Raw genomic sequence first — 14531 nt, forward strand, 5'->3', positions numbered from 1 at the left:
AAATTTTAACCGCACTTAAATCATTATTTTATGACGAAGATCGCCTTTTTCTTTAAAAAGGCAAAAATAATGCTATTAATCAACCATGCCAGCAATGTCGCCACAAATAAATCAATTGGGTAATGCATGCCTAATCGCACACGGCTAATCAACATCAACAAGCCCCACACCGCAATACCCGCTACCAGCAATTTTGCTTTAAAAGAACGGTTACCCAATAATTGGGTAAAGCCAACAGCAAGCATTAGCCAAGTTGCTGCAAAAATCGTATGCCCTGATGGGAACGAATATCCCGTTTCATTTTCATAATGATGAACTAACCAAGCTGGTGTGATGGCATCCATCGCATAAAAATTCTTAGCGATTTCTGCACGCAAAGTGCGGTCATTTTTATAAAAATTTTCTGGCGTTGAATGAGTTTGCTCAGCTAGATACACAGTGAACGGACGAGGTTCTTCAAATAATGCTTTTGCCCCTGTTTTTGCGGCTTGAGTTGCAATAACTGAAATCCCCATCACAATTACGCCTAATATCCATTGTTTTGGATTTTTAAATAAAAAAGCAAACAAAAGCGTAAATAACACACAGGTGATCAACGCATAAGGTACGCTACCCGTTTCAGTGAGCAAATAAAGCCAATAATCAGCTTGAGTTAATTGGCTATTGCCATGCCACTGATAGGAAATACCCCAAATAAAAAATGGTACAAGACAAAGTAATAACGTATATAATGACAGCCTTTTGAACATGCTCGCCCCTTAATAATAAAAAATAACGCGCGCATTCTAACAGAAATGACTACGGATAAGGATCACTTTATGGCAAAAATTCAGCTAGTTGCGCAAGCCAATTTACCCACTGAATATGGTATTTTCAAAATGGTGGGATTTGAATTTCCAGATACAAAAAAAGAACATGTAGCCTTAGTGATGGGTGATATTTCTAATGCTGATGAACCTGTGTTAGCTCGCATCCATTCTGAATGTTTAACTGGCGATGCACTCCATAGCTTAAAATGCGATTGTGGTTTCCAACTGGCGACAGCATTGAAACAAATTCAAGAAGAAGGTCGCGGTGTCTTAATTTATCATCGCGAAGAAGGCCGTGGCATTGGTTTGATTAATAAAATCCGCGCGTATTCTTTACAAGATAAAGGAATGGATACCATTGAAGCCAATCTTGCTTTAGGTTTCAAAGCAGATGAACGTAACTTTGAAGTCTGTGCCGATATGTTCGAGCTACTTGGTGTCAAAAAGGTTCGCTTGATGACCAACAACCCAGAAAAAGTAGAAACCATGAAAAAAGCAGGTATCAACGTAGTTGAGAGAGTTCCCCTTAATGTTGGCGAAAACCGCTACAACACAAAATATCTTGATACTAAAGCGAAAAAAATGGGGCATTACATTGTGCATAACAATGATGAACAACATTTAATGACTTGCCCGCATTGCCAGGAAGAGATTATTTAATAAAATAATACATGCAAAAAAAGCCATACTGTTATATTGAACAGTGTGGCTTTTTTATTTAAACCTTATGCCATGGAATAATCAAAAGATTTTTTAGCATATTGCTAAAAACGAGAAACCCCGTCTCGTATTCCAAAGATCGGGGCTTATCAAGAGTAAGTAAAATGAAAAAAACACTCTTTTTCATTTTCTTGATTATCTGTTGTTTAGTTAGCTGTTCTGGTACAGTTATCTAAGATAATCGCTACGGAGACGATGTCGGAGTTGTCCCCAACGCCTCCAATCTTAAAGAATTCTTTCCTTGATTGCAAGCGTGATTACTAATTTTTAACCTTTCGCCATAAATCTTTACTATAAATGGTTCCAACAGAATTTACTTGCGCGCCCATTATACTTGGCGCAAGATAAACTGGCGTACTATATTGAAAAATGGGTAACACTAAATATTCTTGCTGAACTATCCCTTTTAATTTCGCGTAATTTTCTAACCGCACTTTTTCAGATGTCGTCGTCATTGCAGCTTCAAATAAACGATCAAATTCTGCATTTTTATAGCCATTTTTGTTATCAGGGCTTTTTGAATAAAACAAATTTAAGAAAGCGACGGGATCATTAAAATCAGCACACCAACCAGAACGAATTAATTGAAAATCGCCTTTTGTGCGAGCCGTTTGCAATTCTTGCCAACCCATCCCTTGATTTTCAACTCGTAATAAATCTGATTGCGATAATTGACGATTCAATCGCGTTGCAATAGTTTGATTCAGAGACGAATCATCATAACGAATGCGTAATTTCAATGGGTGAGTTTCACTAATTTGGTTTTGGGAAAGAAACTGTTCTGCAACAACTGGCTCCCAAACCGATTCTTGCTCACCTAGCATAGATTTTGGCAAAAAAGTATTACTAGGATGAAGATGAGTAATATCTGCAACCAAATTTTTCGTAGAAACCATCGAAGCAATCGCTTTTCTTACCGCACTTTTTTGCAACATAGGATCGGCAAGATTAAACTCATAGAAATAAGTACAAAGTTGCGGATAATCTTGGATATTTTGAACTGTTTTTTGCGGATTTATTACAACATCAAAATCAGATAAATCTGCATCAGCTGCAATTTTTTGATACTTCACTTGCTGAAATATCACTTTTTCCTTTGCCCAATAATAAGGATTGGCAGTTAAAACGTACTGATTTTCAGACTGGCTTTGTAATTGATAAGCACCATTGCTGATAAGGGTTTCAGTCGATTTAGCATAGCGAGGTAAAAGGCTGATGTGCGCCAGCATAGAAGGTAAATATGGCGATGCTTTATCTAATTCAATGCGTAAAGTGCGGTCATTTTCGGCAAATAATCCAAGCGATTCCACAGCTTGCGTTTTTTCCAATACTGCCTTCGCATTTTTCACATTCATGAAAGCCAAATAATTTTTAAGTGGGCTTTCAGATTGAGAAAGTGCTTGCCAAGATTGCACAAAATCAGATGCGGTTACGGCTTCACCATTTGACCATTTGGCATTTTCACGCAAAGTGAAAATCCACGTTTTATTATCTTTAGTTTGCCAGCTTTCTGCTACGGCAGGAACGAGATTACCTTGCGCATCATAAGCCGTTAAGCCTTCAAAAAGATCGCGTAATAATTGCGTTTGTTCTTCGCTTTGTGCTTGCCAAGGTTGCAAAGTCAAATCGCCATAAACACCGCGTTTTAATTCAACTCGGTTAGATTCCAATTGAGGATTTTTCGGTGCCTCAACTTGTGGCAAAACAGACTTGGGATTATCCAATTTATCACAAGCCACCACCGTAAAAATAATGGAAAAAATAACCGCACTTCGCTGGCACAAAGTTAGAAAATTATTCATTCTCGGTTTTAACCCAAAATAAAAAGAACCAAAATTTAATACAAATCAATGCCGCAATAACGCTACGCCCCATTACGCTTGGCGTGAAATAAAAACCAATAAGCAACATAGTGGTCGCAAAACTCAAAATGCAAATTTTAGTATTTTTCTTTAATGTACGATTTTCATTAAAAGACTTAAGATGTTTTTGATAAATACTTGTGCCTAAAAACCATTGTTCTAAGCGTTTTGAACCTTTTGCAAAGAAAAATAAAGTGAGTAATAAAAAAGGCGTGGTCGGTAAAATAGGAAGGAAAATTCCAATGATGCCAAGTGCAAGAGAAAGAAAACCTAAAACAATGTAAATAAACTTCATAATGTTCCTAATAAAAAGAAAATGCGAACCATTATTACTGATTTTTTAGATTTTTCAACCTTGATATTATAGAATTTACCGTCACATAAAAAGTAGTTTTCAAAAAAGGAACATTTATATCTATGTCAAACCCATTACTTAACATTCAAGGCCTACCGCCATTTTCGCAAATTAAGCCAGAACATATTCAACCGGCTGTTGAAAAATTAATTCAAGATTGTCGCGATACGATAGAACAAGTGTTAAAACAACCGCACTTTACTTGGGAAAATTTCATTTTGCCTTTAACGGAAACCAATGATCGCTTAAATCGTGCTTGGTCACCCGTTTCTCATCTCAATTCAGTAAAAAATAGCACTGAATTACGTGAAGCCTATCAAGCGTGCTTGCCGTTACTTTCTGAATACAGCACTTGGGTTGGTCAGCATAAAGGGCTTTATAATGCCTATTTAGCGTTAAAAAACAGTGCTGAATTTGCGGACTATTCTATTGCGCAAAAGAAAGCTATTGAAAATTCACTGCGTGATTTTGAACTTTCAGGTATCGGGCTTTCAGAAGACAAACAACAACGTTATGGCGAAATTGTGGTGCGCTTATCCGAATTAAACTCACAATTTAGCAATAACGTATTAGATGCCACCATGGGGTGGGAAAAACTCATTGAAAGCGAAGCAGAACTTGCTGGTTTGCCTGAATCCGCACTGCAAGCAGCACAACAATCTGCCGAAAGTAAAGGATTAAAAGGCTATCGTTTTACGTTAGAAATCCCAAGTTATTTGCCAGTAATGACTTACTGTGAAAATCGTGCATTGCGTGAAGAAATGTACCGTGCTTATGCAACACGCGCCTCAGAGCAAGGCCCTAATGCCGGCAAATGGGATAACAGTAAAGTTATGGAAGAAATTCTTACATTACGCGTGGAATTGGCGAAATTACTCGGTTTTAATACTTACACCGAACTTTCACTTGCCACCAAAATGGCTGAAAACCCACAACAAGTGCTCGATTTCTTAGATCATCTTGCCGAACGTGCCAAACCACAAGGCGAAAAAGAATTGCAAGAATTGAAAGATTACTGTGAAAAAAAATTTGGTGTCACTGAACTTGCGCCTTGGGATATTGGTTTTTACAGCGAAAAACAAAAACAACATTTATACGCCATTAATGATGAAGAACTTCGCCCATATTTCCCTGAAAATCGCGTAATTTCGGGGCTATTTGAGTTAATTAAACGTATTTTCAATATTCGTGCAGTTGAACGCAAAGGTGTGGATACTTGGCATAAAGATGTGCGCTTCTTTGATTTAATTGATGAAAACGATCAACTCCGTGGCAGTTTCTATCTTGATTTATATGCACGCGAACACAAACGTGGTGGGGCATGGATGGATGACTGTATTGGGCGCAAGCGTAAATTGGATGGCAGCATTCAAACGCCTGTGGCTTACTTAACCTGCAACTTCAACGCGCCTATAGGTAATAAGCCAGCGTTATTTACGCACGATGAAGTCACCACGCTATTCCATGAATTTGGTCACGGCATTCATCATATGCTTACTCAAATTGATGTCTCTGATGTGGCGGGTATTAACGGTGTGCCTTGGGATGCCGTGGAATTACCAAGTCAATTTATGGAAAACTGGTGTTGGGAAGAAGAGGCTTTGGCGTTTATTTCAGGGCATTACGAAACAGGCGAGCCGTTGCCAAAAGAAAAACTCACGCAATTGTTAAAAGCGAAAAATTTCCAAGCCGCGATGTTTATCTTGCGTCAGCTTGAATTTGGGATTTTTGATTTCCGCTTGCATCACACCTTTGATGCGGAAAAAACCAATCAAATTTTAGAGACACTTAAAGCGGTGAAATCACAAGTTGCCGTCATAAAAGGTGTAGATTGGGCAAGAACCCCTCACAGCTTCAGCCATATTTTTGCAGGGGGCTACGCCGCAGGTTATTACAGCTATTTATGGGCTGAAGTCTTATCGGCTGATGCTTATTCACGTTTTGAAGAAGAAGGTATTTTCAACCCAATCACCGGCAAATCATTCTTAGATGAAATTCTCACCCGTGGTGGCTCAGAAGAACCAATGGAACTCTTCAAGCGCTTCCGTGGTCGTGAACCGCAATTAGATGCGTTGTTAAGACATAAAGGCATTATGAATTAATATATCAATCTATAGGGCATGCACGACATGCCCTTTCTCAAATATTTTCCTCTAAAAAAGCCCTTCATAAAAACATTGCAAATTTCAACCGCACTTTATCAAGGCAGAACCTTCAAACGAGCTATTATTTTACAAACAACCCAAATGAAGTAGAGATAAACGCATAGAAACTCACACATAACATACTCATTTCCTGTATAATTTTTCACATCTTTATTTAACTCATTACATAAAATATTTTGAGGATTTTATGACAATAGCAATGCAACAACGTGCCGAACTCCAACGCAGAATCTGGCAAATTGCTAATGATGTACGTGGCTCAGTAGATGGCTGGGATTTCAAACAATATGTGCTTGGCACACTTTTCTATCGTTTTATTAGTGAAAACTTTACCAATTATATTGAAGCAGGTGATGAAAGCGTGAATTACGCTGAATTGCCTGATGAAATCATCACACCTGAAATCAAAACGGATGCCATAAAAACCAAAGGTTACTTTATTTATCCAAGCCAGCTATTTAAAAATGTTGTAGCGACAGCCAATGCTAATCCGAATTTAAATACAGATCTAAAAAGCATTTTTACTGATATTGAAAACTCCGCTACTGGCTATCCTTCCGAACTAGACATCAAAGGCTTATTTGCTGATTTTGATACTACCAGCAATCGCTTGGGTAATACCGTTGCCGATAAAAACAGCCGCCTAGCTGCGGTATTAAAAGGCGTTGCCGAGTTAGATTTTGGTGACTTTGAAGATAATCATATTGATTTATTCGGTGATGCTTACGAATTTTTAATTTCCAACTATGCTGCTAATGCCGGTAAATCAGGTGGCGAGTTTTTTACACCACAATGTGTTTCTAAGCTAATTGCTAGACTGGCTTTATATGGACAAGACAAGGTCAATAAAATTTATGACCCGGCAGCAGGTTCTGGTTCCTTATTATTACAAGCTAAAAAACAATTTGATGAACATATCATTGAAGAAGGCTTTTTCGGGCAGGAAATAAACCACACCACATACAACCTTGCCCGTATGAACATGTTTTTGCATAACATCAACTACGACAAGTTTGATATCGCCCTTGGCAACACCTTAATGAATCCGCAATTTGGTGATGATAAACCCTTCGATGCTATCGTTTCTAACCCGCCTTACTCCGTGAAATGGATTGGCTCAGACGATCCAACGCTAATTAACGATGAACGCTTTGCCCCCGCCGGCGTACTTGCACCAAAATCCAAAGCGGACTTTGCCTTTATTTTGCATGCGTTAAGTTATCTTTCAGCAAAAGGCCGCGCGGCGATTGTCTCCTTCCCCGGCATTTTTTACCGCGGCGGTGCGGAACAAAAAATTCGTCAATATTTGGTAGATAATAACTATGTAGAAACGGTGATTGCGCTTGCGCCAAATCTATTTTTCGGCACCAGTATCGCAGTGAATATTCTAGTACTTTCCAAACATAAAACTGACACTAAAACGCAGTTTATCGATGCCAGCAGTTTATTTAAATCCGCCACCAATAACAACATTTTAGAACCGGAACATATTGAGCAAATTCTCAAATTGTTTGCCAATAAAGAAGATGTGCCACATTTAGCCAAATCCGTGTCCTTTGAAGAAATCGTTAAAAATGAATACAACCTTGCAGTGAGTTCTTACGTAGAACAAGAAGACACCCGAGAAGTGATCGATATCGATAAACTCAACGCTGAAATTAAACAAACTGTTGCTAATATCGACCGCTTGCGTGTAGAAATTGACAAGATTGTGGCGGAGATTGAGGGATAAAAACACCATGAAAAACAACCGCACTTTTTTAGAAAAATTATTGAATGGGGCTGAGGTCGAGTGGAAAACGCTCAATGAAATATTCCATTTAAAAAATGGCTATACCCCGTCAAAAGGAGTGAAAGAATATTGGGAAAATGGCTCAATCCCTTGGTTTAGAATGGAAGATATTCGAGAAAATGGACGCGTTTTAAATACAGCATTACAAAAGGTTTCAGAAAGTGCGGTTAAAGGTGGAAAACTTTTTCCCGCAAATTCAATTATTATTGCAACCTCTGCAACTATTGGTGAGCACGCTTTAATAACCATACCATTTCTAGCAAATCAAAGATTTACGGTTTTATCTTTAAAACCTGAATATATTGATAAATTTAATATTTATTTTCTATACCATTATTGTTTTACGCTTGATGATTGGTGTCAGAAAAATACCACTATGTCTAGTTTTGCCTCCGTTGATATGAATGGATTTAGAAAATTTCCAATCCCCATCCCCCCACTCTCCGTCCAAACCGAAATCGTCCGAATTTTGGACGCATTGACAGCGCTTACCAGCGAGCTTACCAGCGAGCTTATACTACGCCAGAAACAATATGAATACTATCGAGAAAAATTATTATCTTTTGATAGTTTAGAGCTATTGGGGGGGGAGTCCAATGGGTAAAACTGATTGATTTGGGTGAGTTAATTCGTGGCAATGGATTACAGAAGAAAGATTTTACCGAAACTGGCGTTCCGGCCATTCATTATGGTCAAATTTATACTTACTACGGTACATTTGCTACGAAAACCAAATCTTTTGTTTCGCCTGAATTGGCTAAAAAATTAAAAAAAGCTAAATATGGTGATGTATTAATTGCTGGAACCAGTGAAAATTTAAAAGATGTAATGAAACCTCTTGGATGGCTTGGTAGTGAAATTGCTTTTTCAGGCGATATGTTTGCATTTAGACCGAATAAAAGAGTAAATACAAAATACTTAACATATATTTTGCAAACAGAAAGATTTTATAAATTTAAAGAAAAATATGCTCAAGGTACAAAAGTAATTAGAGTTAAGGCTGATAATTTTTTGAATTATGAAATTCCTCTTCCTACATTTGAAGAACAACAACGCATCGTTTCAATCCTAGATAAATTTGAAACCTTAACCAATTCCATCACCGAAGGCTTGCCTTTAGCAATTGAACAAAGCCAAAAGCGGTATGAATATTACAGAGAATTGTTATTAAATTTTAATAACACGTAGGGTGGGCTTCAGCCCACCAATTAATCACAACAAACTGTGGGCTAAGCCCCCCCTACAAATTCGAGAAGAAATAATGAATGACTTAATCATCTACAACACCGACGACGGTAAATCTCACGTTGCTTTATTGGTTGTCGAAAATGAGGCTTGGCTGACCCAAAATCAGCTTGCGGAACTTTTTGACACCTCTGTACAAAATATCGCCTTACATATAAAAAATATATTAGAAGACAATGAATTAGATGAAAATTCAGTTATCAAGGATTACTTGATAACTGCCCAAGATGGCAAGCAATATCAAGTAAAACATTATTCCCTTGATATGATTCTCGCCATCGGCTTTCGTGTGCGTAGCCCTCGTGGTGTACAGTTTCGTCGTTGGGCGAATACGCAATTACGTACTTATTTAGATAAAGGTTTTCTATTAGATAAAGAGCGGTTGAAAAATCCGCAAGGTCGATTTGATCATTTTGATGAATTACTGGAACAAATTCGTGAAATTCGAGCCAGTGAATTGCGGTTTTATCAAAAAGTACGAGAGTTATTTAAATTATCCAGTGACTTCGATAAAACAGATAAAGTCACTCAAATGTTTTTTGCCGAGACACAAAATAAGTTGATCTATGCCATTACACAACAAACCGCCGCAGAACTCATTTGTACGCGTGCAAATGCTGAATTGCCTAATATGGGCCTCACCTCTTGGAAAGGTACTGTTGTACGTAAAGGGGATATTATTACCGCTAAAAACTATTTAACCCGTGATGAATTAGATTCCTTGAATCGTCTAGTGATGATCTTTTTAGAAAGTGCAGAATTACGCGTTAAAAACCGTCAAGATCTGACATTAAATTTCTGGCGTAATAATGTCGATAATTTAATTGAATTTAACGGTTTTCCGCTGCTTATCGGTAATGGAACCCAAACCGTAAAACAAATGGAAACCTTTACCAAAGAACAATATGCCTTATTTGATCAGGTCAGAAAACAGCAAAAACGCATACAGGCTGATAATGAAGATTTAGAAATTTTAGAAAACTGGCAGAAAGATCTGAAAAAACAAAAGAATCAATAATTAAGGAACGTACATGACCCAATACAAAACTATCGCTGAATCCAACAATTTTATCGTTTTAGATCAATACAAAAAGTTTGTGGAAGAACCCAATGCAGGCTACCAAACGGAAGGGAGCCTTGAGCGTGAATTTATCCGCGATTTACAGGCTCAAGGCTATGAGTATTTGCAAGGGCTCAATAGCCATGATGCGTTGGTGAAAAACTTACGGGTTCAATTGCAGCGATTGAATAATGTGGTTTTCTCCGATGCGGAATGGCGACGTTTTTTAGAAGAATATTTGGATAAATCCAGTGATAGTCTGATTGAGAAAACCCGTAAAGTTCATGATGACTATATTTATGATTTTGTGTTTGATAATGGGCGAATTCAGAATATCTATTTGCTAGATAAGAGAAATCTTGCCAATAACACTCTGCAAGTCATCAATCAATTCGAACAAACCGGCAGCTATGATAATCGTTATGATGCGACAATTTTGGTGAATGGTTTACCCCTTGTACATATTGAATTGAAAAAACGCGGTGTAGCCATTCGTGAAGCCTTTAATCAAATTCATCGGTACAGCAAAGAAAGCTTCAATAAAGAAAATTCTCTCTTTAAATATATTCAGATTTTTGTCATTTCTAATGGCACAGATACTCGCTATTTTGCCAATACCACCAAGCGAGATAAGAACAGCTACGACTTCACAATGAATTGGGCAACGGCAAAAAATACTCTGATTAAAGATTTAAAGGATTTTACAGCAACTTTCTTGCAAAAGAATACTTTACTCAATGTATTAGTAAATTACTGCGTGTTTGATGTTTCTGACACCCTATTGATTATGCGCCCATATCAAATAGCCGCCACCGAGCGTATTTTATGGAAAATTAAAAGTTCTTATTTAGCAAAAAGCTGGAGCAATAAAGAAAGTGGCGGCTACATTTGGCACACTACAGGCTCAGGCAAAACGCTCACCAGTTTTAAAGCTGCACGTCTTGCAACAGAATTAGACTTTATTGAAAAAGTATTCTTCGTAGTTGATAGAAAGGATTTGGACTATCAAACCATGAAGGAATACCAACGTTTTTCACCGGATAGTGTAAATGGTTCGGAAAGTACGGCTGGGCTAAAACGCAATATCGACAAAGACGACAATAAGATCATTGTCACCACCATTCAAAAACTCAATAACCTAATGAAATCGGAAGATAAACTACCTATTTACGATAAACAGGTTGTTTTTATCTTTGATGAATGTCATCGTTCTCAATTTGGTGAAGCACAAAAAAATCTAACGAGAAAATTTAAAAAATACTGTCAATTTGGTTTTACTGGCACACCGATTTTCCCAAGTAACGCATTAGGTGCAGAAACCACGGCGAGTGTTTTTGGCGTTGAACTCCATTCTTACATTATCACCGATGCGATTCGTGATGAAAAAGTGCTGAAATTTAAAGTGGATTACAATGATGTTCGCCCACAATTCAAGAGTATTGAAACCGAAAAAAATCTTGAAAAACTGACCGCACTTGAGAAAAAACAAGCTTTTTTACACCCAGAACGTATCAAGCAAATTGCTCAATATGTCTTAAATAATTTCAAACAAAAGACCCACCGTTTTAATGCGGGTAACAATGGCTTTAATGCGATGTTTGCGGTAAGTAGTGTAGATGCTGCTAAAGCTTATTATCAAACTTTTAAACAGTTACAAAGTGCGGTCAAAAATCCACTTAAAATTGCAACAATCTTCTCTTTTGCGGCAAACGAAGAACAAGATGCGATTGGCGATATTGTCGATGAAAGTTTTGAAGTGGAGGCGATGAACTCCTCAGCCAAGGAATTTTTAAAATCTGCCATTGATGATTATAACGGCTATTTTGCCACCAATTATGATGTGGATGGTAAATCGTTCCAAAACTACTATCGTGATCTTGCTAAACGCGTTAAAAACAAAGAGGTGGATTTACTGATTGTTGTTGGAATGTTTTTAACTGGTTTTGATGCCCCAACCTTAAATACGTTATTTGTGGATAAAAACTTGCGTTACCATGGCTTGATTCAAGCTTATTCACGCACAAACCGCATTTATAACAGCACCAAAAGTTTTGGCAATATCGTCACTTTCCGTGATTTGGAACAAGATACCATTGATGCGATTACCCTTTTCGGTAAATCCAATACGCGCAATGTCGTTTTGGAAAAAAGTTACCAAGAATATATGGAAGGCTTTACCGATGCTGGCGTGGCCCGTCGTGGGTATTTAGACGTTATTGCAGAGTTACAAGAACGCTTCCCGGATCCAAATGTAATTCAAACTGAAAAAGACAAGAAAGACTTTGTGAAATTATTTGGTGAATATTTGCGAGTTGAAAACATTCTGCAAAACTATGATGAGTTTGCTGCTTTACACGCATTTCAATCGCTCGATACCAGCGATGCAAAAGCCGTTGAAGCCTTTAAAGAAAAATATTATTTAACAGATGAAGCATTTGCTGAAATGCAACCTATTGATATGCCGAGTGAACGTAGCATTCAGAATTACCGTTCAACTTACAACGATATTCGGGATTGGCTCCGTCGTCAAAAAGATGGCGAGGAAAAAGCAAAATCGACCATTGATTGGGACGATGTGGTGTTTGAAGTGGATTTATTAAAATCCCAAGAAATCAATTTAGATTACATTTTAGAATTAATATTTGAGCACAATAAAAAAACTAAAAACAAATCTGAGCTTATTGATGAAATTCGTGCCATTATCCGCTCCAGCCTTGGAAATCGAGCGAAAGAAAGTTTGATTGTGGATTTTATTAATCAAACTGATTTAGATAACATTGCCGATAAAGCTGGCATTATTGAGTCATTCTTCCAATTTGCCCAAAAAGAGCAACAACAAGAAGCCAATGAATTGATAAGTACCGAAGGACTTAATATTGAAGATGCCAAACGTTATATTAACGTGTCATTACAACGTGGATATGCAAGTGAACAAGGTACAGATTTAAATGAGGCGCTCCCTAAAATGAGCCCACTTAATCCACAATACCTAACTAAAAAACAGAGTGTTTTCCAAAAAATATCCGCATTTGTTGAAAAATTTAAAGGTATTGGGGGAAAAGTTTAAATTTAAGGGGTTGTCCTAGATAACGACTAAAAACTCTATTTAGGCTAAGATAGACAAATGAGAAAAAGTCGCCTAAGTCAGCATAAACAAAATAAACTTATTTATCTATTTGTGGTAGATATGACAGCTCGAACCGCAACTGCGTTAGCAAATATAAATAAAGCCACTTTACTTATGTAAAGGGCAAAGGCGCATCAAAAATAGTTTCAACATTATCTTCACTTTCTGTGATATCAGTATTTTAGTAAAAAAGATGCGATGGTTGGTGCAGCATACGGATACCAATGGTAATCTAATAACAATAATAAATCTCTAAAGTAAGTGAAGCGCCCAGCAAATGTAGGGCGCTTTTTTATCTGTAATATGTTAAAGAAATGATGGTTCATGATAAAATTTGGGAATAAGGCTTAGATAAAACTTGGAGTAATATAAATGAGCAAAATTTTAGCCGTGAAAGCCGCCAAAGCGAGCGTGCTCACGTTATCTGATGGTAAACAAATTACAACGGCTATTCGTAAACATTCGGTATCGCACATTCGGGTTGAATTTTTGGGCCCTGTTGGGGATGAAGTCGCGAACATTAAACATCATGGTGGGGTTGATAAAGCTATTTTTTTCAATGGGCAAAAAAGTTTAGAAAAACTGACCGCACTTTTGGCTTTGTCGTATGATTATTTACAAGATTCACGTTTTGGTGAAAATTTTGTGGTGTCTGATTTGGATGAAAATAATGTTTGTATTGGTGATCAGTTTCGTATTGGCGAAGCGTTAATTGAAGTTTGCCAACCTCGCAAGCCGTGTAATACATTATCTCAAAATACGAATGTACCAGAAACACGAAAAGTGGTGGTGGAAACGGGGTTAGTGGGATGGTATGCGCGTGTATTAGAGGCGGGTGAAATTCATCAAGATGATGAACTGGTCTTGGTTAAACGTCCTTATCCAGCATTAACTGTGATGGCAGTGCATGAATTGCTTTCAAAACCAGCCAATACTTTAAATAAAGCCTTTTTAGAACAAACCTTACAGTGCAATGTGTTAGCGGAGGGCTATAAAACCACTTTGCGTAAGCAAGCAGATAAACTGGCTCAAGATTCTTCACAAAGTGCCTTTTTTAATACACCTGAATTTTAATGAGGATAGAAAGTCAGGCAAAGTTTAAATTTATGCTATAATTTTTCCATCATTCAATTTTCAATAAAGGATAAGTCATGAAAAAATGGTTGTTAGTGGTCGCGGCTGCATTGGTTGTTTCAGCTTGTGCGAATAAAGATGTGTATTTTAATGGGGCGGAAGGTTCGCATTCAGGTGTTAAATTTGATAAAGATTCTCGCCAATGGGGATTGAATCAATAAAAAAGTGCGGTTATAAAGAAGCCTATCTTACAGAATTGTAGATAGGCTTTTATTATTTAGATTTTTTAGTTTTCGCGCTTATTGCGGTTATCAATAAAATT

At 37.4% G+C, this 14531-nt stretch carries 10 protein-coding genes and 2 pseudogenes; 9 read left to right on the forward strand and 3 right to left on the reverse strand.

Features of this window, described 5'->3' with window-relative positions:
• Nucleotides 1-23: 23 nt before the first annotated feature.
• On the reverse strand, nucleotides 24-749 hold the full coding sequence (locus FE813_RS01115; protein WP_139989142.1) for a phosphatase PAP2 family protein: 726 nt from the start codon (nucleotides 747-749) through the stop codon (nucleotides 24-26).
• A gap of 69 nt (nucleotides 750-818) precedes the next feature.
• On the opposite strand from FE813_RS01115, the gene ribA reads away from it, so the two are divergent.
• Complete coding sequence (gene ribA / locus FE813_RS01120) at nucleotides 819-1469, forward strand: GTP cyclohydrolase II (RefSeq protein WP_005629111.1); 651 nt, start codon at nucleotides 819-821, stop codon at nucleotides 1467-1469.
• Between the two features lie 320 nt (nucleotides 1470-1789).
• On the opposite strand, the gene FE813_RS01125 is transcribed toward ribA, so the two are convergent.
• Together FE813_RS01125 and FE813_RS01130 are read right to left on the reverse strand one after the other, a co-directional pair.
• On the reverse strand, nucleotides 1790-3331 hold the full coding sequence (locus tag FE813_RS01125) for a peptide ABC transporter substrate-binding protein (protein ID WP_139989143.1): 1542 nt from the start codon (nucleotides 3329-3331) through the stop codon (nucleotides 1790-1792).
• A complete protein-coding gene (locus FE813_RS01130; protein WP_009500077.1) occupies nucleotides 3324-3686 on the reverse strand; it encodes a YbaN family protein in 363 nt (120 codons plus the stop codon). Before FE813_RS01130 ends, FE813_RS01125 begins: the two co-directional genes overlap by 8 nt.
• A 122-nt stretch (nucleotides 3687-3808) precedes the next feature.
• On the opposite strand from FE813_RS01130, the gene prlC reads away from it, so the two are divergent.
• From prlC to FE813_RS01175, 8 genes and pseudogenes are all read left to right on the forward strand, one after another.
• Nucleotides 3809-5848, forward strand: a complete 2040-nt coding sequence (gene prlC, locus FE813_RS01135; protein WP_139989144.1) for an oligopeptidase A — start codon at nucleotides 3809-3811, stop codon at nucleotides 5846-5848.
• 250 nt (nucleotides 5849-6098) lie between these two features.
• On the forward strand, nucleotides 6099-7643 hold the full coding sequence (locus tag FE813_RS01140) for a type I restriction-modification system subunit M (RefSeq protein WP_139989145.1): 1545 nt from the start codon (nucleotides 6099-6101) through the stop codon (nucleotides 7641-7643).
• Nucleotides 7644-7703: 60 nt separating this feature from the next.
• A pseudogene (locus FE813_RS10890) lies at nucleotides 7704-8891 on the forward strand (restriction endonuclease subunit S).
• A 73-nt stretch (nucleotides 8892-8964) separates the two neighbouring features.
• Complete coding sequence (locus FE813_RS01155; RefSeq protein WP_139989148.1) at nucleotides 8965-9966, forward strand: virulence RhuM family protein; 1002 nt, start codon at nucleotides 8965-8967, stop codon at nucleotides 9964-9966.
• A gap of 13 nt (nucleotides 9967-9979) precedes the next feature.
• On the forward strand, nucleotides 9980-13075 hold the full coding sequence (locus FE813_RS01160) for a type I restriction endonuclease subunit R (RefSeq protein WP_139989149.1): 3096 nt from the start codon (nucleotides 9980-9982) through the stop codon (nucleotides 13073-13075).
• Nucleotides 13076-13132: 57 nt separating this feature from the next.
• Nucleotides 13133-13243, forward strand: a pseudogene (locus FE813_RS01165) (IS1595 family transposase); the annotation flags it as partial.
• Between the two features lie 264 nt (nucleotides 13244-13507).
• Nucleotides 13508-14209 (forward strand): MOSC domain-containing protein, encoded by a 702-nt coding sequence (locus FE813_RS01170; protein WP_139989150.1) that lies wholly within the window; start codon nucleotides 13508-13510, stop codon nucleotides 14207-14209.
• 77 nt (nucleotides 14210-14286) lie between these two features.
• Nucleotides 14287-14430, forward strand: a complete 144-nt coding sequence (locus FE813_RS01175; RefSeq protein ID WP_139989151.1) for a hypothetical protein — start codon at nucleotides 14287-14289, stop codon at nucleotides 14428-14430.
• The last annotated feature ends 101 nt before the right edge of the window (nucleotides 14431-14531 follow it).

This window comes from Haemophilus seminalis (genome assembly GCF_006384255.1).
GTDB lineage: Bacteria > Pseudomonadota > Gammaproteobacteria > Enterobacterales > Pasteurellaceae > Haemophilus > Haemophilus seminalis.